Source organism: Pseudomonas sp. BC42, from assembly GCF_021560055.1.
In the GTDB taxonomy this organism is placed as follows: Bacteria; Pseudomonadota; Gammaproteobacteria; order Pseudomonadales; family Pseudomonadaceae; genus Aquipseudomonas.
The window spans coordinates 2,646,623-2,671,657 of record NZ_CP091067.1 but is presented as its reverse complement, the minus strand read 5'-3'; the positions used below and the strand labels follow the sequence as shown (position 1 = coordinate 2,671,657).

Annotated in this window: 21 protein-coding genes; 14 read left to right on the top strand and 7 right to left on the bottom strand. The window is 60.4% G+C overall.

Annotated elements, in window-relative coordinates; all coding sequences use genetic code 11:
* Positions 1-29: 29 nt before the first annotated feature.
* Positions 30-776, top strand: a complete 747-nt coding sequence (cobM, locus tag L1O02_RS12490) for a precorrin-4 C(11)-methyltransferase (protein ID WP_108545603.1) — start codon at positions 30-32, stop codon at positions 774-776.
* Positions 777-951: 175 nt separating this feature from the next.
* Here cobM and nfuA read toward each other — a convergent pair whose 3' ends face one another.
* Complete coding sequence (gene nfuA / locus L1O02_RS12485; RefSeq protein ID WP_047305029.1) at positions 952-1,536, bottom strand: Fe-S biogenesis protein NfuA; 585 nt, start codon at positions 1,534-1,536, stop codon at positions 952-954.
* Between the two features lie 143 nt (positions 1,537-1,679).
* Positions 1,680-3,971: a fatty acid cis/trans isomerase gene (locus tag L1O02_RS12480; protein ID WP_235759992.1), complete on the bottom strand. Its 2,292-nt coding sequence runs from the start codon at positions 3,969-3,971 to the stop codon at positions 1,680-1,682.
* Between the two features lie 156 nt (positions 3,972-4,127).
* Here L1O02_RS12480 and metH point away from each other — a divergent pair, with 156 nt between their 5' ends.
* Both metH and L1O02_RS12470 read left to right on the top strand, forming a co-directional pair.
* Complete coding sequence (metH, locus tag L1O02_RS12475) at positions 4,128-7,838, top strand: methionine synthase (protein ID WP_060839969.1); 3,711 nt, start codon at positions 4,128-4,130, stop codon at positions 7,836-7,838.
* A 100-nt stretch (positions 7,839-7,938) separates the two neighbouring features.
* Positions 7,939-8,160: a DUF2970 domain-containing protein gene (locus L1O02_RS12470; protein ID WP_060844002.1), complete on the top strand. Its 222-nt coding sequence runs from the start codon at positions 7,939-7,941 to the stop codon at positions 8,158-8,160.
* A 7-nt stretch (positions 8,161-8,167) separates the two neighbouring features.
* On the opposite strand, the gene L1O02_RS12465 is transcribed toward L1O02_RS12470, so the two are convergent.
* Positions 8,168-9,253, bottom strand: a complete 1,086-nt coding sequence (locus L1O02_RS12465) for an ABC transporter substrate-binding protein (RefSeq protein WP_060839971.1) — start codon at positions 9,251-9,253, stop codon at positions 8,168-8,170.
* Positions 9,254-9,756: 503 nt separating this feature from the next.
* Between L1O02_RS12465 and L1O02_RS12460 the strand changes: the two genes are divergently transcribed.
* Both L1O02_RS12460 and L1O02_RS12455 read left to right on the top strand, forming a co-directional pair.
* Positions 9,757-11,415 carry a nitrite/sulfite reductase gene (locus tag L1O02_RS12460; RefSeq protein WP_047305033.1) on the top strand — a complete coding sequence of 553 codons (1,659 nt, stop codon included), beginning with the start codon at positions 9,757-9,759 and terminating at the stop codon, positions 11,413-11,415.
* Positions 11,399-11,893, top strand: coding sequence for a DUF934 domain-containing protein (locus L1O02_RS12455; protein WP_016966421.1), 495 nt, complete (start codon positions 11,399-11,401; stop codon positions 11,891-11,893). Before L1O02_RS12460 ends, L1O02_RS12455 begins: the two co-directional genes overlap by 17 nt.
* Before the next feature lie 117 nt (positions 11,894-12,010).
* On the opposite strand, the gene sohB is transcribed toward L1O02_RS12455, so the two are convergent.
* Positions 12,011-13,045, bottom strand: a complete 1,035-nt coding sequence (gene sohB, locus L1O02_RS12450) for a protease SohB (protein ID WP_060839972.1) — start codon at positions 13,043-13,045, stop codon at positions 12,011-12,013.
* Positions 13,046-13,248: 203 nt separating this feature from the next.
* Here sohB and L1O02_RS12445 point away from each other — a divergent pair, with 203 nt between their 5' ends.
* From L1O02_RS12445 to L1O02_RS12435, 3 genes are all read left to right on the top strand, one after another.
* Positions 13,249-13,959 carry a histidine phosphatase family protein gene (locus L1O02_RS12445; RefSeq protein ID WP_235759991.1) on the top strand — a complete coding sequence of 237 codons (711 nt, stop codon included), beginning with the start codon at positions 13,249-13,251 and terminating at the stop codon, positions 13,957-13,959.
* A 50-nt stretch (positions 13,960-14,009) separates the two neighbouring features.
* Positions 14,010-14,324, top strand: a complete 315-nt coding sequence (locus tag L1O02_RS12440) for an SCP2 sterol-binding domain-containing protein (protein ID WP_011061945.1) — start codon at positions 14,010-14,012, stop codon at positions 14,322-14,324.
* A 260-nt stretch (positions 14,325-14,584) separates the two neighbouring features.
* Positions 14,585-16,303: a hydrogenase maturation protein gene (locus tag L1O02_RS12435; RefSeq protein ID WP_235759990.1), complete on the top strand. Its 1,719-nt coding sequence runs from the start codon at positions 14,585-14,587 to the stop codon at positions 16,301-16,303.
* A gap of 50 nt (positions 16,304-16,353) precedes the next feature.
* Here L1O02_RS12435 and L1O02_RS12430 read toward each other — a convergent pair whose 3' ends face one another.
* Positions 16,354-18,987, bottom strand: coding sequence for a glucosidase (locus L1O02_RS12430; RefSeq protein WP_235759989.1), 2,634 nt, complete (start codon positions 18,985-18,987; stop codon positions 16,354-16,356).
* Positions 18,988-19,186: 199 nt separating this feature from the next.
* On the opposite strand from L1O02_RS12430, the gene L1O02_RS12425 reads away from it, so the two are divergent.
* The 4 genes from L1O02_RS12425 to L1O02_RS12410 all read left to right on the top strand — a co-directional run bounded on the left by L1O02_RS12425 (position 19,187) and on the right by L1O02_RS12410 (position 21,852).
* A complete protein-coding gene (locus L1O02_RS12425; RefSeq protein WP_231978970.1) occupies positions 19,187-19,459 on the top strand; it encodes a hypothetical protein in 273 nt (90 codons plus the stop codon).
* 350 nt (positions 19,460-19,809) lie between these two features.
* Positions 19,810-20,082: a hypothetical protein gene (locus L1O02_RS12420; RefSeq protein WP_060839977.1), complete on the top strand. Its 273-nt coding sequence runs from the start codon at positions 19,810-19,812 to the stop codon at positions 20,080-20,082.
* 382 nt (positions 20,083-20,464) lie between these two features.
* Positions 20,465-21,226 (top strand): hypothetical protein, encoded by a 762-nt coding sequence (locus tag L1O02_RS12415; protein ID WP_235759988.1) that lies wholly within the window; start codon positions 20,465-20,467, stop codon positions 21,224-21,226.
* Complete coding sequence (locus tag L1O02_RS12410; RefSeq protein WP_235759987.1) at positions 21,226-21,852, top strand: hypothetical protein; 627 nt, start codon at positions 21,226-21,228, stop codon at positions 21,850-21,852. Before L1O02_RS12415 ends, L1O02_RS12410 begins: the two co-directional genes overlap by 1 nt.
* A gap of 198 nt (positions 21,853-22,050) precedes the next feature.
* Here L1O02_RS12410 and L1O02_RS12405 read toward each other — a convergent pair whose 3' ends face one another.
* Positions 22,051-22,338 carry a hypothetical protein gene (locus L1O02_RS12405; protein ID WP_235759986.1) on the bottom strand — a complete coding sequence of 96 codons (288 nt, stop codon included), beginning with the start codon at positions 22,336-22,338 and terminating at the stop codon, positions 22,051-22,053.
* 190 nt (positions 22,339-22,528) lie between these two features.
* The gene (locus tag L1O02_RS12400; protein WP_060839979.1) at positions 22,529-22,897 is read right to left on the bottom strand and encodes a hypothetical protein; all 369 of its coding nucleotides are present in this window, start codon (positions 22,895-22,897) and stop codon (positions 22,529-22,531) included.
* A gap of 536 nt (positions 22,898-23,433) precedes the next feature.
* Between L1O02_RS12400 and L1O02_RS12395 the strand changes: the two genes are divergently transcribed.
* Both L1O02_RS12395 and L1O02_RS12390 read left to right on the top strand, forming a co-directional pair.
* Entirely contained in the window at positions 23,434-24,195 is a 762-nt protein-coding gene (locus L1O02_RS12395) for a hypothetical protein (protein WP_060839980.1), read from the top strand.
* Positions 24,196-24,272: 77 nt separating this feature from the next.
* Positions 24,273-24,821, top strand: a complete 549-nt coding sequence (locus tag L1O02_RS12390; RefSeq protein ID WP_235759985.1) for a hypothetical protein — start codon at positions 24,273-24,275, stop codon at positions 24,819-24,821.
* Positions 24,822-25,035 lie beyond the last annotated feature (214 nt).

Genomic DNA, 25,035 nt, shown 5'->3' with positions numbered 1-25,035 from the left:
TTCCCGCCCTTTTTTCACAGGAGACAGCCATGACTGTCTATTTCATCGGTGCCGGCCCCGGCGACCCGGAGCTGATTACCGTCAAGGGCCAGCGCCTGATCCATCGCTGCCCGGTGATCATCTACGCCGGCTCGCTGGTGCCCGCGGCCGTCCTCGAAGGTCACAGCGCGGACCGGGTGATCAACAGTGCCGAACTGCACCTGGAACAGATCATCGAGGCCATCAGGCACGCGCACGACCAGGGCCAGGATGTGGCCCGGGTGCATTCCGGCGACCCGAGCCTGTACGGCGCCATCGGCGAACAGATTCGCTGCCTGCGGGAGCTGGGCATTCCCTACGAGATCGTCCCCGGCGTCACCGCCACTGCCGCCTGCGCCGCCTTGCTGGGGGCCGAATTGACCCTGCCGGATGTGTCCCAGAGCGTGATCCTGACCCGCTATGCGGACAAGACCGCCATGCCCGCCGGTGAAGACTTCGCCAGCCTCGCGGCCCATGGCGCCACCATGGCGATTCACCTGGGGGTCAACCACCTGGAGAAGATAGTCACCGAGCTGCTGCCCCATTACGGCGCCGACTGCCCGATTGCCGTGGTACACCGGGCCACCTGGCCGGACCAGGACTGGGTCCTGGGCACCCTGGCGGACATTGCCGAGAAGGTTGCGGCCAAGGGCTTCCGGCGCACGGCGCTGATTCTGGTGGGCCGGGTGCTGGCCACGGACGCGTTCAGCGAATCATCCCTGTACCGCGCCGGACACGCGCACCTCTATCGCCCCTGAGCCCTTTGCGGGAACTGGCTTGCCAGCAAAGGCAATCTCGGCATTGGCCCAAGGCTTGAGGGCCCTTTCGCCGGCAAGCCGGCTCCTACGAAGGCTTATTTCGGGAGGAGCTGGTTTGCGGGCATAAAAAAACGGCGCTCACGGGGCGCCGTTTTTTTTGTTCGCAGCGAACGCCTTAGTAGTAGGCGTTTTCTTTCTGCGTGTGGTCGGTGACATCACGTACACCCTTGAGCTCGGGGATGCGCTCGAGCAGGGTGCGCTCGATGCCTTCCTTCAAGGTCACGTCGGCCTGGCCGCAGCCCTGGCAACCGCCACCGAATTGCAGCACGGCGATGCCGTCGTCCACCACGTCGATCAGGCTGACCTGGCCGCCGTGACTGGCCAGCCCCGGGTTGATTTCGGTTTGCAGGTAGTAGTTGATGCGCTCGTTGATCGGGCTGTCGGCATTGACCATCGGCACCTTGGCGTTGGGCGCCTTGATGGTCAGCTGGCCACCCATGCGGTCGGTGGCGTAGTCGACCACCGCGTCATCGAGAAAGCCTTCGCTGAAGGCGTCGATGTAGGCGGTGAAGCTTTTCAGGCCCAGGGCCTTGTCTTCGGGTTTCTCTTCGCCCGGCTTGCAATAGGCGATGCAGGTCTCGGCGTACTGAGTCCCTGGCTGGGTGATGAAGATGCGGATGCCAATCCCCGGGGTGTTCTGCTTGGACAGCAGATCAGCCAGATAATCGTGGGCGGCGTCGGTAATGGTTATGGCGCTCATGGTGGTTCCTCGCAGACGTGGGCGCAGTTTACGCCAATCGACGCCGCTGACAAAGTCCTAGTATTTTTGTCGGGATAGACCTTGGTATAGGTCGCCCCCGGGGCCCGCCAGTGGGCGTCCCGAGGGCCGATCACGGCGCTATGTCAGAGGTTTTCGTAACGGTTCATGTCCATGACCCCGGCTTCCAGCGGATCGACTTCCTGCAGGTAGCGGGTCTGATCGTGAAAGTACTGCCAGAACTGCGGGTGACTGCGCCGGATGCCCCAGCGCTCGACCACCCTGTCGAAACTTGCGCCATCCCGGACCGCCTGCATCGCCTCGACAAAGGCCGGCACCTGATCGGCCGGAACGTTGAAGATGAAGTTCGGGTAACTGCTGAGAATGCCCGGGAAAATCGTCAAGGTGTCCAGCCCCGGCTGATAACGCAGGGATTCGCCGAGCATGAAGGCCACGTTACTGTGGGCGCGGTTGCGCAGCATGCTGTAGAACTCGCGCTTGCCACTGGCGGTCTGGACACGCAGCAACGTCGCCTCGGGCAGTTGCTCGATGACCTTGAGCCCCGCCGCCGGACGCGATGCCAGGCGACTCAGGGCCTGCTCGGCGTCCTGCAGCGCCGGGTCGATGTTCGGGCGCGAACAGTAGGCGCCGTTGCAGCGGTTGATCGGGTCCGGCTTGGCGTTGAGCTCGCCATAGCGAGTCAGCAACTGGTTGACGAAGTCCTTTTTCGGGTCTTGGGGGTCGAGCTTCAGCGCGCTGCGCTTGTCGTCGTCGATGGACTCGTAATCCAGCCACATCTTGAACTTGCCGCTGTTCTGGTACCAATCGTCGAGGAAGTCCTCACGGCTGCCGGCCGGCATCAGGCGCAGGAAGTTCTGCTCGGCGCCGTTGCGGATCAGGTCGAAATACAGCCGGGTCTGGGCCTGGTGGGAGACGTTGCCGAACACATCGAAGTTCACCGCCAACTGATAGTAGGTGCGCTCCAGCAACGGGTAGTCGAACAGCCACATCGTCTGCGGCACTTCGCCGATCAGGCCCTTGGTCACCGAGGCGCTGTCGAAGTGGCGGAAGATGCTCAGCAGCGCGTTGTCGTTGCCGGTCCACAGGCTGGACCAGCTGGGCGCCGGGGCATGGGCATAGAAGTCGCGGCGCAAGGCTTCGTATTCGTTGCGCTTGTCGCGGTAGGCCAGCCACAGGCTGAGCACGCTGCCGACGTCGTCGTTCTGCCCGGGCATGGCCAGCAGCGGCGTGGCCTGGCCGCGATAGACCGGGTCGGTGATGTACAGGTCGTGTTCCGGAGCCTGGAACAGCGCCCAGAAGTTGTCGCGAATCACGTCCGTGGCGATCTGCCCGCGGCACACCGGACCGCGAATGAAGGTCCGCACGAAGTATTCGGCGTTATCCAGCATGAACTGGTAGCGGGCCTTGGCCGGAATCGCCTCGAAGGTCTCGAACGGGTTGGCCCGGCGCGCCGGTCCGTAGCCCGGCAAGGCGGTGACCTGCCAGTCGCCGCTGTAGAACAGGGTCTTGACCCGGGCCATCTTCGCCGCGCTCAGCGGGTAGGTGATGTGGGTCTTGTGCACGATCACCCCCTGCACCGGCCACAGGCGGTAATACACCTGGGTGCCCGGATCGTCGTTGGGGCGTCGGGTGTTGATCAGATCGATCGGCTGGCCGCTGGGGGTACGCGAGCGCACCCACTGGAAGAAGTGCCCCGGCTCGCCGCCTTCGAAATAGATATGGGCCAGGAACCAGTGCTCGTAGAGCCAGCGCGCCACCAGGCTTTCCCGCGCGCCGGGGGCGTTGAGCAGGTTCTCCCACTGGGCCACTTGCAGGCTTTCCCGGGCACTGGGGGCCAGGCCCTGTTCGTCGATCGGCGCGCCGGAGGCCAGCCAGCGTTGCAGGGTCTGGTACTGCTGGTCGGTGAGGCCGGTGACGGCCAGGGGCATGCCTTCCTTGGGATGAGCACCGGCATAGGCGTCGAACTCCCCCGGCTGCGGGCACATGTTCTCGCGGCTCAAGCCCAGCACGATCTCACTGGGCAGCTTGGCATTGGGTTGCAAGGGGGTGCGGTGGCCGAGTTCGAGCATGCGCGCCATCAGCGCTGCCTGGCTGCCCTGGGCGTCGAGCACCGAATAGAAGCCCTGGCGCTGCCAGGCCGCCTTGCCGCTGGCGTCATAGAACAGCCGCGTGGGCGCCTGGGCCTTGCTGCGCTCACCGTCGTACACCGGAATCTTCGACGCGCCACGACCGGCCCCTTCGCCGCTGCCCAGGTTGAGCTGACAGGCGGAGTCGTAGCAGGCATGACAGGCCACGCACTTCTCGGTAAAGATCGGCTGGATGTCGCGGGTGTAGGAAATGGCCGGTGCGGGACCTTGGGCCATGCACAATGAACTGAGCAGCAGCAAAGCGCTGGCAACGACAAAACGGTACGGCATGTCCCTGGTCCCGAAAGTAAAAAAAACGCCGCGATTCTACCGATGTCGCTCGGCCACCAACATGAGCGATATTCATGCAAAACCCGCACATGCCGCAAAACCATGCAGGTTTGTTATGATCCACGCCCTTCGTAATGGCCCTACCAGGTAGTTCTCATGTCTGATCGCAGTGCTCGCCTCCACGCTCTCCAGCAAGCCCTCAAAGAGCGCATTCTGATTCTCGATGGCGGCATGGGCACCATGATCCAGAGCTACAAGCTCGAGGAGCAGGACTACCGTGGCAAGCGCTTCGCCGACTGGCCCAGCGACGTCAAGGGCAACAACGACTTGCTGGTGCTGACCCGTCCCGACGTGATCGGCGCCATCGAAAAAGCCTACCTGGATGCCGGTGCCGACATCCTCGAAACCAACACCTTCAACGCCACCCAGGTGTCCCAGGCCGACTACGGCATGGAAGAACTGGTCTACGAATTGAACGTAGAAGGCGCCCGTCTGGCACGCAAGGTGGCGGATGCGAAAACCCTCGAGACCCCGGACAAGCCGCGCTTCGTCGCCGGTGTCCTGGGCCCGACCAGCCGCACCTGCTCGCTGTCGCCGGACGTCAACAACCCCGGTTACCGCAACGTCACCTTCGATGAACTGGTGGAGAACTACACCGAGGCCACCAAGGGCCTGATCGAAGGCGGCGCCGACCTGATCCTGATCGAAACCATCTTCGACACCCTCAACGCCAAGGCGGCGATCTTCGCCGTGCAGGGCGTGTTCGAGGAGTTGGGTTTCGAACTGCCGATTATGATTTCCGGGACCATCACCGATGCCTCCGGCCGTACCCTGTCGGGCCAGACCACCGAAGCCTTCTGGAACTCCGTGGCCCACGCCAAGCCGATCTCGGTGGGCCTGAACTGCGCCCTGGGCGCCAGTGAGCTGCGTCCGTACCTGGAGGAGCTGTCGAACAAGGCCAGCACCCACGTTTCGGCACACCCCAACGCCGGCCTGCCCAACGAATTCGGCGAATACGACGAACTGCCGGAACAAACCGCCAAGGTCATCGAGGAGTTCGCCCAGAGCGGTTTCCTCAATATCGTCGGTGGTTGCTGCGGCACCACCCCGGGGCATATCGGCGCCATCGCCAAGGCCGTGGCCGGCTACGCCCCGCGGCAGATCCCGGACATTCCCAAGGCCTGCCGCCTGTCGGGCCTGGAGCCCTTCACCATCGATCGCAACTCGCTGTTCGTGAACGTCGGTGAACGCACCAACATCACTGGCTCGGCGAAGTTCGCCCGACTGATCCGCGAGGACAACTACACCGAAGCCCTGGAAGTCGCCCTGCAGCAGGTGGAAGCCGGCGCCCAGGTGATCGACATCAACATGGACGAGGGGATGCTGGATTCGAAGAAGGCCATGGTCACCTTCCTCAATCTGATCGCCGGCGAGCCGGACATCTCCCGCGTGCCGATCATGATCGACTCCTCGAAGTGGGAAGTGATCGAAGCCGGCCTCAAGTGCATCCAGGGCAAGGGCATCGTCAACTCCATCAGCATGAAGGAAGGCGTGGAGCAGTTCATTCACCACGCCAAACTGTGCAAGCGCTACGGCGCCGCCGTGGTAGTGATGGCCTTCGACGAGGTCGGCCAGGCCGACACCGAGGCGCGCAAGAAGGAAATCTGCAAGCGCTCCTACGACATCCTGGTCAACGAAGTGGGCTTCCCGCCGGAAGACATCATCTTCGACCCGAACATCTTCGCCGTGGCCACCGGCATCGAGGAACACAACAACTACGCGGTGGACTTCATCAACGCCTGCGCCTACATCCGCGATGAGCTGCCCTATGCCCTGAGCTCCGGCGGCGTGTCCAACGTGTCGTTCTCGTTCCGCGGCAACAACCCGGTGCGCGAGGCGATCCACTCGGTGTTCCTGCTGTATGCGATCCGCAATGGCCTGACCATGGGCATCGTCAACGCCGGCCAGCTGGAGATCTACGACCAGATCCCGCAGCAGCTGCGTGACGCCGTGGAAGACGTGGTGCTCAATCGCACCGCCAATGGCACCGACGCGCTGCTGGCCATCGCCGACCAGTTCAAGGGCGACGGCAGCGTCAAGGAAGCGGAAACCGAGGAATGGCGCAGCTGGGACGTCAACAAGCGCCTGGAACACGCTCTGGTCAAGGGCATCACCACCCACATCGTCGAAGACACCGAGGAGTCGCGCCTGAGCTTCAGCCGCCCGATCGAGGTCATCGAAGGCCCGCTGATGTCCGGCATGAACGTGGTCGGCGACCTGTTCGGCGCCGGCAAGATGTTCCTGCCCCAGGTGGTGAAATCCGCCCGGGTGATGAAACAGGCGGTGGCCCACCTGATTCCGTTCATCGAGCTGGAAAAGGGCGACAAGCCGGAAGCCAAGGGCAAGATCCTCATGGCCACGGTCAAGGGCGACGTGCACGACATCGGCAAGAACATCGTCGGCGTGGTCCTGGGCTGCAACGGCTACGACATCGTCGACCTCGGGGTGATGGTGCCGGCGGAGAAGATCCTCCAGGTGGCCAAGGAACAGAAGTGCGACATCATCGGCCTGTCCGGGCTGATCACCCCGTCCCTGGACGAGATGGTCCATGTCGCCCGCGAGATGCAGCGCCAGGATTTCCACCTGCCGCTGATGATCGGTGGCGCCACCACCTCCAAGGCCCACACCGCGGTGAAGATCGAGCCCAAATACAGCAACGACGCGGTGGTCTACGTCACCGACGCCTCCCGCGCCGTGGGCGTGGCCACGCAGTTGCTGTCCAAGGAGCTCAAGGCCGGCTTCGTCGAGAAGACCCGGGAGGAGTACGTGGAAGTGCGCGAGCGCACCGCCAACCGCAGCGCTCGTACCGAACGCCTGAGCTACGCCGCGGCCATCGCCAAGAAGCCGCAGTTCGACTGGGCCGGCTACCAGCCGGTCAAGCCGACCTTCACCGGCGCCCGGGTGCTGGACAACATCGACCTCAAGGTACTGGCCGAATACATCGACTGGACGCCGTTCTTCATCTCCTGGGACCTGGCCGGCAAGTTCCCGCGCATCCTCGAGGACGAAGTGGTGGGTGAAGCCGCCACCGCGCTGTACAAGGACGCCCGGGAGATGCTCGACAAGCTGATCAACGAGAAGCTGATCAGCGCCCGCGCGGTGTTCGGCTTCTGGCCGGCCAATCAGGTGCAGGACGACGACCTGGAAGTCTACGGCGACGACGGCCAGCCATTGGCCCGCCTGCACCACCTGCGCCAGCAGATCATCAAGACCGACGGCAAGCCGAACTTCTCCCTGGCGGACTTCGTCGCGCCCAAGGACAGCGGCATCACCGACTATGTGGGCGGTTTCATCACCACCGCAGGCATCGGTGCCGAAGAAGTGGCCAAGGCCTATCAGGACGCCGGCGACGACTACAACTCGATCATGGTCAAGGCCCTGGCCGACCGCCTGGCCGAAGCCTGCGCCGAGTGGCTGCACCAGCAGGTGCGCAAGGACTACTGGGGCTATGCCCAGGACGAGCAGCTGGACAACGATGCGCTGATCAAGGAGCAGTACAGCGGCATCCGCCCTGCCCCAGGCTACCCGGCCTGCCCGGACCACACCGAGAAGAGCACCCTGTTCGCCCTGCTCGACCCCGAGGCCAGCGAAGGCCGCGCCGGGCGCAGTGGCGTGTTCCTCACCGAGCACTTCGCCATGTTCCCGGCGGCGGCGGTCAGCGGCTGGTATTTCGCCCACCCGCAGGCGCAGTACTTCGCCGTGGGCAAGGTCGACAAGGACCAGGTGCAGAGCTACACCGAGCGCAAGGGCCAGGACCTGGCCGTGAGCGAACGTTGGCTGGCGCCGAACCTGGGCTACGACAACTGATCAGGCGCGGCAGGAGCCGGCTTGCCGGCTCCTGCACCCGTCCGCCATCACCGGCCGTATTGTCTATGCTCTGTTGACACCCCACCGTGTCGAGGGATTTATGGACGATCCAAGCAACGACCATCAGCCTCCAACCTTCCTGCAGATGCTGCAAAGCGTGCTGGCTGCGGCCTTTGGCGTGCAAAGCGGGAAAAACCGCGCCCGCGACTTCAGCCACGGCAAGCCCAGTCACTTCATCGTGCTGGGCATTGTCTTCACTGCCCTGTTCGTCCTGGTGCTGTTGGGCATCGCCAACCTGGCGATGCATCTGGCGGGGGTCTGAAAGCGGGTCAGTGCAGCAACAGCTGCAAACCGAAGGGATAGCGATAGCTGTCCGGCTTGCCCTGGGCGGACAGCCCGTGAAAGTCGACGCGGGCCCCGACCTGATCGCCAAAGCGCAAGAGCTGCTGGGCTTGAGCGCGGGTCAATGACTGGAACAGCGACAATTGCCAGTCGGGCCCTCCCAGGCGCCGGGGATCCAGCCCCAGCGCATCGTCATGCAGGGCCACCAGGGCCCAGCCACCGATCGTGAAATGCCCGGCCATCAGCACCGACAGTTGCCCGTCGATCAATGCCCGCAAAGCTTCGGGCGAACTGTTGAGCCCGCTGAACAGCAGGTCGATCCCCGGCTTGCGGCCCAATTCCCGGGCAGCCTGCATGGCCCCCAGGGCCATTTCATCGTTGGCCGACCAGACCAGTTGCGTCTGCGGATAACGCTGCAGCAGCTGCCGCGCCTGTTCGTGCGCCCGCTGCCGGTTCCATTCGCCATACACCATTTGCCGCAGACGCACCTGAGGATGCTCCGCCAGGGCCCGACGCAGCCCTTGCTCGCGCAACTGCGCCGCCGGCGTGACTTTGACCCCGGAGAACGCCAGCAAGTCGATGGTCTGCCCTTCAGGCACAGGGCCGTGCTTGCGCAGCAGCTCGTTGAGCATTCGATAGCCGGCCTCTTCGTCGTTGCCCATCATGCTGCCGATCCAATCGGAGTAGCTGCTGCGACTTTGGCTGATCAAGGCCCGCTGATCTTCGGTCAGCGGGCTGTTGACGATGAACAGCTTGACCCCGGTGCCCTGAGACATGCGCAGGATCTGTGGCGCGACATATTGCTCGTTGACCAGCATCAGGTAATCGGGCTTCTGCTCTCGCTGAAACAGCTCCCGGGCCTGATCGAGAGAATTCTGGGGATTACGTTCGCCATAGAGAATCTGCAGATCCATGCCCAGGTCCCGAGCGGCGGCCTGCATGAATTGCGAATAGCTGACCCAGAAGGTTTCCGTCGAATTGCCGGGATTGAGAAACACCACGGTCGTCGCCTGAGCCACTGCCCAGAACGGCAGACTCAGAAGCAGCAAGCACTTGAACAGAACCTTGAACATTACGAAAGGAGCCCCAGAATTATCCCAGGCAGTATAACTGGCAACGTACTGGCCAACGGCGGCAAATTGTCATGATTGTCCGACAATTCGGGCTCCTGGGTTGGACTCGACTACTGGTGACTGACCCAAAACACGGCCGTACCCACGACCAGTATGATCAGAAAAAGAATGGCCCAAGCATCAACGCTACTGTCACTTTTCCTTGTTTTGGTTGGATGGCTCATAGCATCGCCTCTAGTAGATTTTGTCGGTGACTGCTCAAAGACACGATCACAGTTAAGCTCAGGATTGCCCCTACCACAAATGGGGTTACTGCATCTCCCCTACCGTTAGTCGTTTTGGTTCTTTTCATATACTCAAACATCACTTTTGCGCATAACCACAAACTGGTATCGTTCGCCGGCTCCGAAGGGAGTGCGCGGCCGTGCGCGCAGATTTGCTTACATGGGTGGCGTTGAGCGTGTGCGCTGGTGTGCCACCTGTAGCCTGAGAACTGGACCTATATGTACGTATACGACGAGTACGATCAGCGGATCATCGAGGACCGCGTCAAGCAGTTCCGTGATCAGACCCGACGCTATCTGGCAGGCGAGCTGAGCGAAGAAGAATTCCGCCCCCTGCGTCTGCAGAATGGCCTCTATATCCAACGTTTTGCCCCGATGCTGCGGGTCGCCGTGCCCTACGGCCAACTGACTTCGCGCCAAGCGCGGATGATGGCCAAGATCGCCCGCGACTACGACAAGGGTTATGCGCACATCAGTACCCGGCAGAACGTGCAGTTCAACTGGCCGGCCCTGGAAGACGTGCCGGACATCCTCGCCGAGCTGGCCACCGTGCAGATGCACGCCATCCAGACCAGCGGCAACTGCCTGCGCAACGTCACCACCGACCAGTTCGCCGGTGTCGCCGCCGACGAGTTGATCGACCCGCGCCCCTGGTGCGAGATCGTCCGTCAATGGACCACCTTCCACCCGGAATTCGCCTACCTGCCGCGCAAGTTCAAGATCGCCATCAATGGCTCGACCTCCGACCGCGCGGCCATCGAAGTCCACGACATTGGCCTGGAGCCGGTGTACAACGCCGCCGGCGAGCTGGGCTTTAGGGTCCTGGTGGGTGGTGGCCTGGGCCGCACCCCGGTGGTCGGCGCCTTCATCAACGAGTTCCTGCCGTGGCAGGACCTGCTGAGCTACCTCGACGCCATCCTGCGGGTCTACAACCGCTATGGCCGTCGCGACAACAAGTACAAGGCGCGGATCAAGATCCTGGTCAAGGCCCTGACGCCTGAAGTGTTCGCCGAGAAGGTCGAGGCGGAAATGGTCCACCTGCGCGGCGGCCAGACCACCCTCACCGAAGCCGAAGTGCATCGGGTGGCCAAACACTTCGTCGACCCGGACTACAAGGCCCTGAGCAACCAGGACGCCGAACTGGCGGCCCTGGACAAGGAGCACCCGGGCTTTGCCCGCTGGCGTGCGCGCAACACCCTGGCCCACAAGAAGCCGGGCTACGTTGCCGTGACCCTGTCGCTCAAACCTACCGGCGTAGCGCCGGGTGACGTGACCGACAAGCAGTTCGACGCCATCGCCGATCTGGCCGACCGTTACAGCTTCGGCCAGTTGCGCACCTCCCATGAACAGAACGTGATTCTCGCCGATGTCGAGCAGAGCCAGCTGTTCACCCTGTGGGGCGAGCTGCGTGAAAACGGCTTCGCCACGCCGAACATCGGCCTGCTGACCGACATCATCTGCTGCCCGGGCGGCGACTTCTGCTCCCTGGCCAACGCCAAGTCGATCCCGATTGCCGAATCCATCCAGCGCCGTTTCGACGACCTGGACTACCTGTTCGACATCGGCGAGCTGGACCTGAACATCTCCGGCTGCATGAACGCCTGTGGTCACCACCACGTCGGCCACATCGGCATCCTCGGGGTGGACAAGAAAGGCGAGGAGTTCTACCAGGTGTCCCTGGGTGGCAGCGCCAGCCGCGACGCCAGCCTGGGCAAGATCCTCGGCCCGTCCTTCGCCCAGGACGACATGCCCGACGTGATCTCGAAGCTGATCGACGTGTACGTGGAACAACGTACCGAAGACGAACGCTTCATCGACACCTATCAGCGTATTGGCATCGACCTCTTCAAGGAGCGCGTCTATGCAGCGAATCATTAAGAACAACGAGGTCATCGACGAGACCTGGCACCTGCTGCCCAAGGACGCGACCCTCGACGGCATCTCCAACTGCGACGACCTGATCGTGCCGCTGGCCTTGTGGCGTGATCATGCTCACGCCCTCAAGGCCCGCGATGGCGGTCTGGGCGTATGGCTGGATGCGGACGAAGAAGCCGAGGAAATCGGCGACGACGTCGAGCATTTCCAAGTCATTGCCCTGAACTTCCCGGCCTTCACCGATGGCCGCAACTACTCCAACGCCCGCCTGCTGCGTGACCGTTATGGCTACAAAGGCGAACTGCGAGCGATTGGCGACGTATTGCGCGACCAGCTGTTCTACCTGCACCGCTGCGGCTTCGACGCCTACGCCCTGCGGGCCGACAAGGACCCTTACGAAGCCCTGGAAAGCCTCAAGGACTTCTCGGTGACCTACCAGGCCGCCACTGACGAACCGCTGCCGCTGTTCCGTCGCCGCTAAGCCCTGGCGTCAACAAAAAGCCCTGAACCGGGAAACCGGTTCAGGGCTTTTTTGTATCCGCCTCTCCCATCGACCGCTGGAGCCGGCGCCTGGGACACCGGCTCCTGAAGCCGGGGCTTACCAGAACCGCTGCTGGGTCAGGCGACTCCACCAGGTCAGCAGCACGCGATCGATGGAACCGCTGGCCGCCAGCCCCACACGCTCCTGCAGGCTCTTGCGCTCGGCATAGTGCAGGTGGAACACCTCGGCATTCTTGGCTTTTTCCGCCAGGTACTCATCGCTGGTCTGCAACTCGTCCACCAGCAGTTTTTCCTGCGCGGCCACCCCCAGCCAGACTTCACCGGTGGCCACTTCATCAATGGCCAGTTGCGGGCGATAGCGGGACACGAAGTTCTTGAACAGTTGATGGGTCACGTCCAGGTCTTCCTGGAACTTCTCCCGGCCCTTCTCGGTGTTCTCGCCAAACACCGTCAGGGTGCGCTTGTACTCGCCGGCGGTGAGCACTTCAAAATCGATGTCGTGCTTCTTCAGCAGGCGATTGACGTTGGGCAACTGGGCCACCACGCCAATGGAGCCGAGGATGGCGAACGGTGCGCTGATGATCTTCTCGCCGATGCACGCCATCATGTAGCCGCCACTGGCCGCCACCTTGTCGATGCACACCGTCAGCGGCACCCCGGCCTGGCGAATACGCGCCAGTTGAGAGGAAGCCAGGCCATAGCTGTGCACCATGCCGCCGCCACTTTCCAGGCGCAGCACCACTTCATCCTTGGGCGTGGCCAGGCTCAGCAAGGCGGTGATCTCGTGGCGCAGGCCTTCAGTGGCGGAGGCCTTGATATCGCCATTGAAGTCCAGCACGAACACCCGGGACTTGGCTTCGGCCGGTTGTTTCTTTTGCTTTTTCTGGCTCTTTTCGGTCTTGCTCTGGGCCTTGCGCAGCGCCTTGAGCTGATCCTTGTCCAGCAGGCTCTGCTCCAGGCGCTCGCGCAGGTCCTTGTAGAAATCATTCAGCTTGCTGACCTGCAACTGCCCGGCGCCCTTGCGGCGCCCCTTGCCGCGCAGGGCAGCGGCAGTGACCAGCACCACCAGAATGGCAACCACCAGGGTCACGGTCTTGGCCAGGAAACTGGCGTATTCGGTGAAAAACTCCACAGGGACTCCTCAAACATGAACCGCTGCCAACCAGCAGCGCAATGGGCTCAAGCATACCGGCGCGACCTGCCGGCCACCAGTCGCGAAACCTCGTGTTACGAGGCTCCAACAAGCATTTCAAACAAGCGTATGTTTTTTCATTGACAGCTCACCGGCATCCTCATAACCTCGCAAAACTTTCAACGTACCGGGACGACACGGACGTGGGCAGCATCTATTTGATTCGACATGGCCAAGCCTCTTTCGGTGCAGACGACTACGACGTGTTGTCCGCCACCGGCGTGCGCCAGGCTGCGGTGCTCGGCGAGCATCTGGCTGCGCTGGGCGTCAGCTTCGATCGCTGCCTGTCCGGCGACCTGCGGCGCCAGCAGCACACCGCGCAGGCCGCGATGGAACAGATGAGCGCCGCCGGGTTTGACCACCCGCCATTGGAAATCGATTCAGCCTTTAACGAGTTCGACGCCGATGCCATCATCCGCGCCCTGCTCCCCGACCTGTTGCCCCAGGAACCCGAAGCCCTGAACATCCTGCGCAACGCCGCGCAGAACCGCGCCGAGTTCCAACGCATCTTCGCCCTGATCATCCAGCGCTGGCTGGCCGGCACCTACGATCCTCCCGGGCTGGAAAGCTGGCTGGGCTTCGTCGAACGGGTCCAGGGCGGCCTGCAGCGGATTCTCGAAGCCGCGGACAACCAGCACAAGATTGCCGTGTTCACCTCCGGCGGCACCATCACCGCCCTGCTCCACCTGATCACCCGGATGCCCGCGCAGCAGGCGTTCGAACTGAATTGGCAAATCGTCAACACCTCGCTCAACCAGCTGAAGTTCCGCGGGCGCGAGGTGTCTTTGGCTTCCTTCAACGGTCATGCCCATCTGCAACTGTTGAAGGCTCCGGAGCTCATCACTTTCCGCTGAGCCCGGCTTACTGTGACCCTTGCTGTAACCACCCATAAAAGGATCGAACCATGACCTCCGTAGCTGACGCCGTACAAGCCATGCAAGCCAAGTTCAACCCAGCTGCCGCTGCCGGCCTGGACCTGGTTTTCGGTTTCCGTATCGATGATTCCAAGCACTTCTCGCTGGTCGTCAAGGACAGCACCTGTGAACTCAAGGAAGGCGAAAACCCAGACGCCCAAGTCACCCTGGTGATGGACGGCGAAACCCTGGACGGCATCGTCAGCGGCGAAACCGACGGCATGCAAGCCTTCATGGGCGGCAAACTGCGCGCCGAAGGCGACATGATGCTGGCCATGAAGCTGAGCGAGCTGTTCCCAGCCTAAGACCCTACAAGGTCCGGCTGCATGCAAATCCCGCCCCTGTGGCGGGATTTGTCGTTTCTGCTCCCGGCAAAGGCTCTGGCGCAAGCTTTTGCCCCAGGTCAATACCACTGGGCGGAACGTCATTTCAGGCGGCACGCTTGATTGATCTCGGTCAGTTATCCCAGCGCAGCACCCCTCTACTCTTGCGCCTCCATCGCGGCCAGGGACGGCACAGCCGGAACCCTTTGCCACTGTGCTATCACTCACGGAAGAGTCTGCTTATGCGATCACTGAAGATCATCCTGCTGTCCACCGCCTTCAACGGCCTGACCCAACGCGCCTGGCTCGACCTGCGCCAGGCCGGGCACCGCCCCAGCGTGGTGCTGTTCACCGGAGAAGAAGACGTCTGCCGGCAGATCGAAGAAGCCGAGGCCGACCTGGTGATCTGCCCGTTCCTCAAGGACCGGGTGCCGCAACGGCTGTGGAGCAACACCAAGCGCCCGGTGGTGATCATTCATCCGGGGATTGTCGGCGACCGCGGCGCCAGTGCCCTGGACTGGGCCATCAGCAAGGAACTCAAGCGCTGGGGCGTCACCGCGTTGCAGGCGGTGGAAGAAATGGACGCCGGGCCAATCTGGTCGACCCACGAATTCAACCTGCCCGCCGGCCTGCGCAAGTCCGAGCTGTACAACGGCCTGGTCAGCGACGCCGCCATCCACTGCATCCGTGACGTGGTGGAAAAATTCCGCAACGGCTTTACCCCGGTCCCTCTGGACTACGACAACCCCGCGGTGCTTGGCCGCCTGCAACCGAACATGAAGCAGTGCGACCGCACTTTCAGCTGGCACGACAGCGCGCAATTCATCAAGCGCAGCATCGACGCCGCCGACGGCCAGCCCGGCGTCCTGGCCAGCCTCGCCGGCGGCCAGTACTACGTGTACGACGCCCACCTGGACTCGCGCACCGGCATGCCCGGGCAACTGCTGGCGGTGCATGACGATGCGGTACTGGTGGCCTGCGGCGACCACAGCCTGTGGATCGGCGCCCTGCGCCTCAAGCCCCAGCCCGGCGAGGAAACCTTCAAGCGCCCGGCCCGCCACGTGCTCGGCGAGCGCCTGGCCGAGGTACCGGTGCTGGACTGGTCGGTCTCCAGCAGCCCGTTCAGCACCGAGCCCTACCAGCCGATCCGCTACCGCGAGGCCGGCCGAGTCGGCGAGCTGACCTTCGAGTTCTACAACGGCGCCATGAGCACCGAACAGTGCCAGCGCCTGGTCAGCGCCCTGCGCTGGGCCAAGGCCCGAGACACCCAGGTGCTGCTGGTGCGCGGTGGCCGCGGCGCCTTCAGCAACGGCGTGCACCTGAACGTGATCCAGGCCGCCCCGGAGCCGGGCCTTGAGGCCTGGGCCAACATCCAGGCCATCGACGACGTCTGCCTGGAACTGCTCAGCGCCCGCCAACTGGTGGTCAGCGGCCTGACCGGCAATGCCGGCGCCGGCGGCCTGATGCTGGCCCTGGCCGCGGACGTGGTCCTGGCCCGCGCCGACACCGTGTACAACCCGCACTACAAGAGCATGGGCCTGTACGGCTCCGAGTACTGGACCTACAGCCTGCCCCGCGCCGTCGGCCAGGCCATGGCCAAGCAACTGACCGAAGCCTGCCTGCCCATCAGCGCCCTCCAGGCCCTGCAGATGGGCATGGTGCAGGAGATCGGCCCACGCTGCCCGGACGAGTTCGGCCTGTGGCTGCTGCAACGGGCCAATGGCGTACTCACCGACCCGCGCTACCAGCACCTGCGCCAGCGCAAGCTGGACGCAGACCCGCAACTGATGCAGCACTGCCGCAACGCCGAGCTGGAAGAGATGCACATGGACATGGTGCAAAACCGCAAGGGCTTCGCCGAGAAGTGCAGCAACTTCGTCTACAAGCGCAAGACCTGCTGCACGCCAGAACGGCTGATCGAAGCCTGGGCCAAACCCCAGGACATCGCCCTGGTGGGTTGATCCAAAGCCTCCCCTTCCGCAACCGTCGCCCGGCTCGCCGGGCGACGCCTTCAGCCTCGTGGCTGCAACAGCAACGCCACCAGCGCCGTCCACCCCGTCTGATGGGACGCCCCCAGCCCACGCCCGGTTTCACCATGAAAATATTCATGGAACAGCACCAGCTCGCGGTCCTCGGCCTCTACCTGCAACTGTGGGTAGCCGCTCATGGACGGCCTGCGCCCGTCCTCGTCCAGCAGAAACAATCGCGTCAGGCGCTGGCTCAAGCCGTCGGCCACTTCCTCCAGGGACGCCAGATACCCCGAACCCCGCGGGTACTCCACCGAAAAGTTGACGTCGTAGTAGCGATGAAACTCACGCAGGGATTCGATCAGCAGGAAGTTGATCGGCATCCACAGCGGCCCGCGCCAGTTGGAGTTGCCACCGTACAGCCGTGAATCGGACTCCGCCGGCACATAGCGGGCGCACAGTTGCTTGCCATCCACCTGCATGGCGAACGGCTGCTCGAAGGCCTTGGACAGGGAGCGGATACCGAAGTCCGAGAGGAACTCGTTTTCATCGAGCATGCGCTTGAGCAGGTCCTTGGTGCGCTCGCCGCGCAACAGCGACAGGAGCATGCGGTTGCCCTTGCCCGGCTCGTACCAACGCGACACCAGGCTCGCCAGGTCAGGTCGGTGATGCAAGAAGCCCAGCAGGCGCTGGGCCAGCCCCGGAAGGTTCTGGTGCTCGTGCTGCTCCAGCACCTGCACCGCGAACAGCGGCATCAAGCCAACGATGGAGCGCAGGCGCAGGGGTTCGTTCTGCCCATCGGGACGGTGCAGCACGTCGTAGAAAAACTGGTCCTGTTCGTCCCACAGCCCCTCGGCGCTTTGATCCACGCGGTTGATGGCCCCGGCGATATAAAGGAAGTGCTCGAAGAACTTCACCGCAATGTCCACGTACACGCCATTGCGCTTGGCCAACTCCAGGGCGATGCGCATCAGGTCCAGGGCGTAGGCCGCGACCCAGGCCGTGCCGTCGGCCTGATCCAGGGTGAAGCCATCAGGCAACGGCGCGGAACGATCGAACAGGGTGATATTGTCCAGGCCGAGAAAACCGCCCTGGAACAGGTTGCGGCCCTCGGCGTCCTTGCGGTTGACCCACCAGGAAAAATTCAGCAGCAGCTTGTGGAAGATGCGTTCGAGAAAGTCCAGGTCGCCCACGCCGGTCAGGGCCTTTTCCTGCTGATAGACCCGCCAGCAGGCCCAGGCGTGCACCGGCGGGTTGGCATCATCGAAGCGCCATTCGTAGGCCGGCAGCTGGCCGTTGGGGTGCATGAACCTATCCTTGACCAGCAACAGCAGTTGCTGCTTGGCAAAGCCGGGGTCGATCAGGGCGAAGGCCACCGCCTGGAAGCCCAGGTCCCAGGAGGCGTACCAGGGGTATTCCCAGGTATCGGGCATGGAAACGATGTCGCAGTTGGACAGATGGCGCCAATGAGTATTGCGCAAGTGCTTGCGCTCGCTGGGGGGCGCCGGCTGCCCGGGATCGCCGTCCAGCCACCGGTTGACGTCGAAGTCATACAGTTGCTTGGACCACAGCAACCCGGCCAGGGCCTGACGCTGCACATTGCGCGCGTCCGCGCTTTCAATGCCCTGCTGCAGCGCCGCGTAGAACTCATCGGCCTCGCGCCGCCGCTGCTCGAACAGGTGGCGGGCGCTGACCGGCTCGCTGCCGGCCGGGGCAAAACGCAGGAACAGCCGCTTGCTCTCGCCGCCCGCCAGCTCCAGGACGAAATGCGCCGCCACCCGGGTGCCGCCATCGAAGGCCACCGCGCTGGCTTGCCCGTCCACCAGATAGTCGTTGATGCCGTCCTTGAACGGCCCCGGCGTCGCCAGCCCGTCCAGCTTGGGGAAGTTGCTGTCGTTGTTGCAGAACAGCCACTGGCAAGGCTCGGCGCCCCAGGCAGTGACCTGCCGCTCGGGCAGTTGCCCGTGCCGCGCCAGCACCCTGTCGCCCTCCAGGCGCAGGCTCGGTCGCGGCTCGTCGCCACCCCAACTCCAGGTGTTGCGCGCCCAGACCTGAGGCAGCACCCGCAACCGCGCCGGCTGGTGGAAACGGTTGTGCACGGTGACGAGCATGAAAATATCATCGGCCCTGTGCTTGGCGTACTCCACCGTCACATCAAAGTAACGGTTGTCCTCGAACACCCCGGTATCGAGGATCTCGTACTCGGCATCCTTCAGGCCGCGCCGGGCGTTTTCCGCCACCAGGTCGGCATAGGGAAAGGCCGCCTGGGGGTACTTGTAGAGCATGCGCATGTAGGCATGGCTGGGCACGCCGTCGAGGTAGAAGTACAGCTCCTTGACGTCTTCGCCGTGGTTGCCCTCGGCATTGTCCAGGCCGAACAGACGCTCCTTGAGAATGCTGTCGTGCTCGTTCCACAACGCCAGCCCCAGGCACCAGTGCTGGGCCTTGTCGGAAAACCCCGCCAGCCCGTCCTCGCCCCAGCGGTAGGCGCGGCTACGGGCATGCTCGTGGGGGAAGTAGCTCCAGGCATCGCCATCGGCGCTGTAGTCCTCGCGCACCGTGCCCCACTGCCGCTCACTCAGGTACGGCCCCCACTGGCGCCAGTGCTCGGCCTCGCTGCCTTGCAGGCGCTGGCCTTCAAGGGTGTCGAGAAGGCGGGGTGCAGACTTTGCCGGCATGGGAGGTGTCCTTGGCCACGAAGATGAGTTGCAGTGTAGGAGCGAGCGGTCCCTCTGCCCCGTGACAAATGTTTCACGGTGCAAACGTCCACGGCGACGAAAACCCCGTGCAAAGCCCGTTCCAGAGCCTGTGCGGTTAAATTTTCCGCCCCTGGCTCGTTATAATCGGCAACCCTTTTATGGCCATGCGGATTCGATGATGTTCAGTTGCAAAGCGTTTTTCCCCAGCCTGTTACTGATGGCAGCCTGTTCGGCCCAGGCCGCCGGCCTTGACCTGAGCTACCCGCAGCCTCCGTTGCCGGCCACCGCCCAGGCCCCGGCACCAGAGAGCGACACGCCGAAGCTCAAGTTGCAGTTCAAGCCGGCCATCAGCTACGAGCACCACTGCAGCGGCCAGTGCACCTACGAAACCAATATCGACCAGCTGCACGAACGCGAAACCCGCCACAGCGCAAGCGTCGGCTTCGACTGAGCCCCGCCATTGAACCTGCGGCACGCTTGATCCACACTCGCGCTCCTGAGTCCTACAGCAAACTCAGAAAGTCCTGCCCTGTCAGTGCCTTGTTCCGTTTTGGGGGGCATGCCTATAGTCCCGGGTCGTCCTGATGACGAACGGGTTTGGCGACCCGACGACCGTGTGCGAGAGCCCTGCGCTTGCTTTGCAGGGCTTTTCGCATCCGTAACGCTGCCTTTATGGCGGCTGTACGCGGGAGACCTTCGGGTCTGCCGGCTCCCCGGTCCCGGTTCGCCAACCTGCGTACAGCTGCCACCTTTCGTTTGGCGACGATCCAGTGGCGCTCTCAACCGACCGAGGCGTTACTTATGAACAGATACATGCCGATCACCGGCCACGACTGCACCATTCCTTCCCTGCTGATCGATACCCAGGCCCCTGCCGATGTGCTGTACGAAGCAGCCGCCTATCGCATCCGCGCCGTCACTCAACTGCTGGAAAACTTCGCCACCCGCCCCGACATCCCCGGCGATGCCGTGGTGCTGCAAGAGCTGGCGCTGATCTGCGCCATCCCGCTGCGCGATGGCTGCGATGTGCTGGATGTGCTGGGTCGTCAGTTGCGCACCCAGGCCATAAGTTGAACCCCGTCAACGGCGAGGGCAATGCCGCCCTCGCCATTGGCAACTGCATGGACGTCATATGCCCAATAGAGGTTTTTACCTGAGCTTTCTCTATCCAGGCATATAGAGAAACTGAAGAGCACCGAACTACCAGATCAATCGCCACATACAATAAGAGAATCCTCACAGACATAACGCTTTTTGAAAGATCTAATCATCCGAGCTTTTTCGATTTTCCTGGAGGACAAACACTGCACCCCGACTTAAAACCTCTCCTGCTAATTTGCCAAGCAGTCTGACCACACAGACAAAAAACCTAATTGCGACGAGCATTGAAGCTCAACACCTCACAATTGATACGAACATTAATAGATCGTTCAATAACAATCAGGAAGATTGTGCAATGGCCAATCCTTTATGGTCTCATACCGCTATAACGACCCCCTCTCGCGGCGCCCCCCAGAGAGTTACCGTTGATATAACTCGGTACGTCAATAAAATTCACAACGAAAGTGGCTGGCTGCTTGTTGGCATGGACAATGTCCCTCGCGAGAATTGGCCACAGCTTTTCAAGTATTGCAAGGTCACACTAATAAACAATAAAGACAATAAGACCTATTTCAAAGTCCTTGAAGGAGTTCACAAAGGAAAAGTTGCATTCCTATCAGAAACAAACGCAAAGGAATACCTTGGAAAAATCGCACCAAAACAGAAGCCTATCGAGCTTGTCATGAACTATGAACGCTTAGACCAAAACTGGAAATCAATAACTAGAAACGAATATCTCCCACAACAAATAGCAAATGGAAACATCAACAATATCAACTTCAAAGCAACGATGAATACAGTATGGAACGGTATATACTTCCCTATTTCACCTGGCACTTACAAGATATTGCTACCTGACTTCCCTCACTCGAAAAACTACACCCAACAATATAAAAAAGAGTTTCCCAACCTGTCTCACCATCAAGTATGGTTCCCCATTGATCATGGTGACAGGAGCAGATACGTTCACGTAGGTAATGTATCGGAAGGGTGCATCACTGTCATAAGCCTGGATAAATGGTCTGAAATTCAAGAAATGCTGATTAGCCATCGCTCCTCCGATGGGAAAAGCGTGGGCAACCTTATTGTAAAAGGCAAGCCAGAGAGAGCAAATTAATGCGCAAAAAAAATTTATACGCATGGTCCATCCTCACTGCATCGCTCGCCACCCTGCCTCATATAAATGCGTGCGCATCAGATACTAACGAACGCTACATAACCGACTGGGAATTTTTCAACCAGATCATAAAAAGATATAAATCCGGAATAAAAAACAAAAAAGATATTGAAAACTCAAGCAAAGCTGAAGCAAGGGGAAAAGAGGCATTTCTAAACAATGATTATGTAAAAGCTGAATTCCATGGTTATGGCGACGCACTGGCCTGGATTCCCAGGCCAGAGTACTACTTTATAATTGGCGACATACAACTACGCAGCAAGTTGCACCTTCATACTGAATCACCTTATTCCACCCCAGAATACAAAGCCTGCTGGGACAAATACCTGTTCGCCCTGGATGCACGCAGGAGCGTAATAGACCACTTTGAAAGAGGCTTTAGCTTAACTGCAGAGTTGCATATATCTGCCACTAAAAACTCGAAAATCTACCAACAAGCCCTGACCAATGCAGCCTGCTTTGCCCGACTGACCAGCAAGTACTCCGAAGGCGTCGGCCCTCAGTGCGTGCCGGTCGAAGAAGTCAAAAGCTGCCTCGGTAGCCCCCTGCTGTTCTTGTATCACTAGAAAATCTGAGGCCGGTATCCAACAGTCATCGTGCGCAGGGATCGGCTGGTCATGGGTGTAATTCTGAGGCCGCCTTCGCGGGCAAGCCAGCGCCCATGAAAGCCTTGCGTGCACTAGAACTGTCGAGGCTCCGTTTGCGGGCGCTGACCTGGGCCGGATGAGAGGTTTGCAAAACACTAGCCGATATCAGGGCATACCTTATCTGGCCTTACATTTATCCAACTCATCTTGAGTGGTTAACGTTGTCGCCAAACCCAACCGATATTTACAGTAGGCAATAACTTTCCGCCTCTCCAGGTCGCTTAATTCGGAGAGCGACTTATCGTCTGATTCATAGGCAAAGATGTTTTCAAACGCCATTTGAAAAGTTGGATACCTCTTGATGAAAAAAACTTTTTCCGGATAGGCGTCCTCCATCTTTTCGTAGAAACCAATGTATAGATAAGCGACCAGCAGAACAGACAATACAAAAAATAGATTTTTCATTTGGACAGCGGCGGCAATAGTTGGGTTTTGACTCGTAGTTTTCGCACTAACTCAATTCCAATGTTACTAGGGCAAATTTTTCCTTCACTCCAAGCACAGCCCCACTGAACCGGTAGGAGCCGGTTTGCCGGCGAAGAGGCCCGTGAGCCTTGTGCAAACCCTGAGGCCCTCTTCGAGGGCAAGCCCGCTCCTACAGCGATCGGTCGCAGTAGTACCGATACAGGTCTTCGTCCGGCCAAACCTCCTCGTAAACACTGATAAGCCCCGCCAAGGCATGACTGCGAGGATTGATGGACGGCTGGTAAAGCGCCAAGGCGAAGCACTTGACCTCCTCCCATTGCAGCTCCCGCATGCAGAACTCCACAACTTCCAAGGGCGTGACACGGGAAGAAAGCATGATCTTGAATTTCTCGACAAACAGATCCCGGGCCTGTGGATGAGACTTCACCAGTTTCAGGATATCCAGCAAACGCGACTCGAAGCCCCCGTCACCCGTCTCGTCATAGGACAAAGCGACCAGTACACAGAGCTGGTCGAAGGTATCACTGATGCTAGTCATTGCTGTTCTGCCCCATCCCTGAATCCGCTTGAATACCTGTCACGATGAAGCGCACAACTTGAGATGAACCGCCGCGCCGGCTTGCTGGCGAAAAAGGTCCGCGAACCTTGTACAGAAAAGCCGTCTTCGCTGGCAAGTCAGTGCTTACATAAGCAAGCGCTGAGCGAGGAGGTTGATTGCCTCGCCCTTGGCAACAGCACACAGGTTTTGTCTGAAGCCGTTCCTTTCGTTCCGAGCACAAACTACCGGGCGACATGGAGCGGCCGAAAAACAGCCTTCTAACAGACCAGTCACCACTGACAATAAGAAAACTCCCACATACATCCTGCCTTCTGAAAGCTCTACTTGATCGCACGTTCACTGTTCGAGACAAAGCAATTCGATGTTTTTTTGAGCCAATAACAGGTGCCGGCCTGCTATTAACTCAACCCGCGCGCACCATGACTTTCAATTGCCAGCAGCATGGAGCCTCAACAGTTCACGATCAATACAATCACCGACCAGCTCATCAAAAAAACACTCAGGGAGACTGGGCGATGACTAACCCTTTATGGTCAGGCAGCGGCACAACAGCGACTACTCCAGGACATATCCAGCAAGTATTTGCGGATATCACGCGCTACATCAACAAAGTCCCCAACGAAAGTGGCTGGCTGCTTGTTGGCATGGACAACGTCCCTCGCGAGAACTGGCCATTTCTTTTCAAGTATTGCAAGGTCACATTAACGTTCACAAAAAATCAGAAAACATACTTCAGGATTCTGGAGGGCGCGCACAAAGGTAAAACCGCATTTCTATCTGAAGCCAATGCCAAGGAATACCTTGGCAAAATTGCGCCTAAAAAGAAGCCTATCGAACTTGTCATGGTCTACGGGCGCTTCAATGACAAGTGGATGTCAATCACCAGAGATAGAGCATTACCGCAACAGCTGGCCAATGGGACGCTCGATGGCATTCACTTCGAAGCTGCCATGAATACAGTCTGGGACCTTAGATACTCTCCCATACCGCCGGGTACTTACAGCATCCTCTTACCCGATGTACCACACGCAAAAGACTATACCGAGCCATACAAGGCAGAGTACCCCAACCTGTCCCACCACCAAGTGTGGTTTCCAATTGATCATGGAGATAGGAGCCGGTACGTTCACGTCGGCAATGTCTCGGAAGGATGTGTCACCGTTGTCAGTTTGAATCGATGGTCTGCGATTCATGAAGCGCTTGTCAGTCATCGCAGTCCCGATGGCAACAGCGTGGGAACTCTTATTGTCAAAGGCAAACCAGCGAGAACACAATGATGAGAACTCTCACTCTTAACATCCTTTGTTTTTTTAGCATGTCCCTGGTTCCCCTCCACGATGCAACAGCATTCGCAATGGATGCTGACGACAGGTACATAACAAACTGGGAGGCACTCAAGCGAGTTGTGAAGAATTATAAAAAAGGAATCAACAACCAGAAAAACATCAAATACGCAAAAGAAGCCGAGGCACGGGGCAAAGCGGCTTTTCTCAAAGGCGACTATGCAAAAGCAGACTACCGCGGCTACGGAGACGCAATAGCCTGGATTCCTCGGCCAGAGTATTACTTCATCGTGGGCGATCTCAATATACGCAGCAAGTTATCCCTCCATACCGATTCATCTTATTCCACCCCGCAATACAAGGCCTGTTGGGACAAATACCTGTTCGCGCTGGATGTCGAGAAAAGTGTCGGAAGCCTCTTTGAAACAGGCTTTAGTCTGACCGCCGAGTTGGATTTATCTGCCACTAAAAACTCGAAAATCTACCAACAAGCCCTGACCAATGCAGCCTGCTTTGCCCGACTGACCAGCAAATACTCCGAAGGCGTTGGCCCTCAGTGCGTGTCGGTCGAAGAAGTCAAAAGCTGCCTCGGTAGCCCCCTGCTGTTCTTGTATCACTAGAAGAATCCGAGGCTGCCTTCGCGGGCAAGCCCGCTCCTACACAAGTTTCCGGCATTACGTGGGATGCGTGGGGCCGCAATGGATGATGCAGGGAGACACCGCCGCAGTGCTCACAAAAACGCAACACCACGCTGCGTCCTTTGTGATGGTTGGGCTAAGGTGCAAGCGCTACAGTCGGGTCATCAGCAACCCGACTGACGCCCGACACAAGGAT

Excerpts from the sequence above, each read along its gene's own strand:
- cobM (WP_108545603.1), top strand. The coding sequence starts at position 30 with ATGACTGTCTATTTCATCGGTGCCGGCCCCGGCGACCCGGAGCTGATT.
- nfuA (WP_047305029.1), bottom strand. The coding sequence starts at position 1,536 with ATGAGCGCCATAACCATTACCGACGCCGCCCACGATTATCTGGCTGAT.
- L1O02_RS12480 (WP_235759992.1), bottom strand. The coding sequence starts at position 3,971 with ATGCCGTACCGTTTTGTCGTTGCCAGCGCTTTGCTGCTGCTCAGTTCA.
- metH (WP_060839969.1), top strand. The coding sequence starts at position 4,128 with ATGTCTGATCGCAGTGCTCGCCTCCACGCTCTCCAGCAAGCCCTCAAA.
- L1O02_RS12470 (WP_060844002.1), top strand. The coding sequence starts at position 7,939 with ATGGACGATCCAAGCAACGACCATCAGCCTCCAACCTTCCTGCAGATG.
- L1O02_RS12465 (WP_060839971.1), bottom strand. The coding sequence starts at position 9,253 with ATGTTCAAGGTTCTGTTCAAGTGCTTGCTGCTTCTGAGTCTGCCGTTC.
- L1O02_RS12460 (WP_047305033.1), top strand. The coding sequence starts at position 9,757 with ATGTACGTATACGACGAGTACGATCAGCGGATCATCGAGGACCGCGTC.
- L1O02_RS12455 (WP_016966421.1), top strand. The coding sequence starts at position 11,399 with ATGCAGCGAATCATTAAGAACAACGAGGTCATCGACGAGACCTGGCAC.
- L1O02_RS12440 (WP_011061945.1), top strand. The coding sequence starts at position 14,010 with ATGACCTCCGTAGCTGACGCCGTACAAGCCATGCAAGCCAAGTTCAAC.
- L1O02_RS12435 (WP_235759990.1), top strand. The coding sequence starts at position 14,585 with ATGCGATCACTGAAGATCATCCTGCTGTCCACCGCCTTCAACGGCCTG.
- L1O02_RS12430 (WP_235759989.1), bottom strand. The coding sequence starts at position 18,987 with ATGCCGGCAAAGTCTGCACCCCGCCTTCTCGACACCCTTGAAGGCCAG.
- L1O02_RS12425 (WP_231978970.1), top strand. The coding sequence starts at position 19,187 with ATGTTCAGTTGCAAAGCGTTTTTCCCCAGCCTGTTACTGATGGCAGCC.
- L1O02_RS12420 (WP_060839977.1), top strand. The coding sequence starts at position 19,810 with ATGAACAGATACATGCCGATCACCGGCCACGACTGCACCATTCCTTCC.
- L1O02_RS12415 (WP_235759988.1), top strand. The coding sequence starts at position 20,465 with ATGGCCAATCCTTTATGGTCTCATACCGCTATAACGACCCCCTCTCGC.
- L1O02_RS12410 (WP_235759987.1), top strand. The coding sequence starts at position 21,226 with ATGCGCAAAAAAAATTTATACGCATGGTCCATCCTCACTGCATCGCTC.
- L1O02_RS12405 (WP_235759986.1), bottom strand. The coding sequence starts at position 22,338 with ATGAAAAATCTATTTTTTGTATTGTCTGTTCTGCTGGTCGCTTATCTA.
- L1O02_RS12400 (WP_060839979.1), bottom strand. The coding sequence starts at position 22,897 with ATGACTAGCATCAGTGATACCTTCGACCAGCTCTGTGTACTGGTCGCT.
- L1O02_RS12395 (WP_060839980.1), top strand. The coding sequence starts at position 23,434 with ATGACTAACCCTTTATGGTCAGGCAGCGGCACAACAGCGACTACTCCA.
- L1O02_RS12390 (WP_235759985.1), top strand. The coding sequence starts at position 24,273 with ATGGATGCTGACGACAGGTACATAACAAACTGGGAGGCACTCAAGCGA.